The organism is Mesorhizobium sp. M7A.F.Ca.AU.001.01.1.1 (assembly GCF_004022735.1).
Taxonomy (GTDB): domain Bacteria; phylum Pseudomonadota; class Alphaproteobacteria; order Rhizobiales; family Rhizobiaceae; genus Mesorhizobium; species Mesorhizobium ciceri.
In genome coordinates, this window is sequence record NZ_RZPF01001029.1 from 1 (window position 1) to 1,591 (window position 1,591).

Here is a 1,591-nt window from a genome sequence, read left to right on the forward strand (position 1 = left end):
GGGCCCATCTTGCCGGTTCGGTCATTCGCGATGAGACCAGCGGCCGCCCGCTCTATCTCGTCTCGCAAATCGAGAACATCGACGCTCGCAAGCAGGCCGAGGCGCGCATTGCCGAAGCGGAAACGCGTTGGAATTTCGCGCTCGCCGGCGCCGGCCAGGGCGTCTGGGACCTCGACATGCGCAAGGGCGGCACGACCTATTCCTCGACCTGGGTCAAGATGCTGGGCTATGCGGATGGCGAGCTCGATGGCGACACCGACCGCTGGCTGACGATGATCCATCCTGATGATCGCGAGACTGTCGCCGAAGCGGATCGCGCTCATCTCGAGGGCAAGACACCGTTCTTTGAGGCCGAGTTCAGGATGCGCCACAAGGATGGCCACTGGGTGTGGATCCTCGACCGCGGCAAGGCCATCGAACGTGATGAGGATGGACGGCTGATCAGGGCCATCGGCAGCTTGACCGACATCACCCGCCGCAAGGAGGCCGAAGAGCGCCTCACCGTGTCGGCGGCAATGCTTGCCGATGAAAAGGAGCGGCTGAGGGTGACGCTGCAATCGATCGGCGATGCCGTCATCTGCACCGATGCCGCAAACCGGATCACCTTCATGAACCCGGTCGCCGAAAAGCTGACCGGGATTGCCGGCGGCGAGGCTCTCGGCAAGATGCTTGGCCATGTCTACTGGGCGGTCGACGAGGAGACGGGGCACAGGATCGGCGTGACCCGGCCCGCGGTTGGCGTTCATGCGCCCGCCGACCAGAACAGCCGCGCCGTCCTCATCCGGCGCGACGACACGCGCTGCAGCATCCGCCAGGTGGTGTCGCCGATCGTCAACGACCGCAACGAATTCTGCGGGCTGGTCATCGTCTTCCAGGACTTTACCGATGCGCGCGCGCTGCAGCGCCAGCTCGCCCACGCCGCGGCACACGATGCGCTGACCGGCCTTGCCAACCGCTCCAGCTTCATCCGCGCCATGGAGGACCTCGTCGACCAGGCGCGCAAGGACGGCACCGCCGACACGACAAGGTTGGTCGGCGACACGACAAGGTCGGTCGGAGGCGCCGGACATCAGTTCATGTTCATCGACCTCGACCACTTCAAACTGGTCAACGACACGGGTGGCCACGCGGCGGGAGACGCGCTGCTGAAGCGGGTTGCCGTGGCTATTCGCGGCGTGCTTGGTCCAGACGACATCGTCGCTCGCCTCGGCGGCGACGAATTCGCGGTCGTTTTGAAATCGGGTTCGGCAGCCGGCGCCAAGATCGCGGCGCGCTCCATCATCGATGCGATCGGCGGGCTAGACTTCACCTGGGACGGCCGTCCTCACGTGATCGGCGCCAGCATCGGGTTGGCTGCGATCAATGCCAATTGTGGCGAGGTCGACGAGATCATCGCCAGGGCCGATGCGGCTTGCTATGCCGCCAAGGCGGCGGGCCGTGGCTGTGTCTCCGTGGCGCCCGACGCACAGATCGTGGATGGCCGGACAGAGCCACTGGCGGTGGCCTCCTGATAGACCCGTCGCCGCTGAACCGAAAGGCTTGTCCCTGATTTGCGCCGACGATCCGCTCAGCGCGTCGGGCGCCACGGAGA

Annotated in this window: 1 protein-coding gene; it reads left to right on the plus strand. The window is 65.6% G+C overall.

Translation table 11 applies throughout. The annotated features are described in order from the left end of the window. A partial coding sequence (locus EN884_RS35410; protein WP_128361101.1) for a diguanylate cyclase occupies positions 1-1,511 on the plus strand: 1,511 nt, incomplete at its 5' end. Positions 1,512-1,591: the final 80 nt, after the last annotated feature.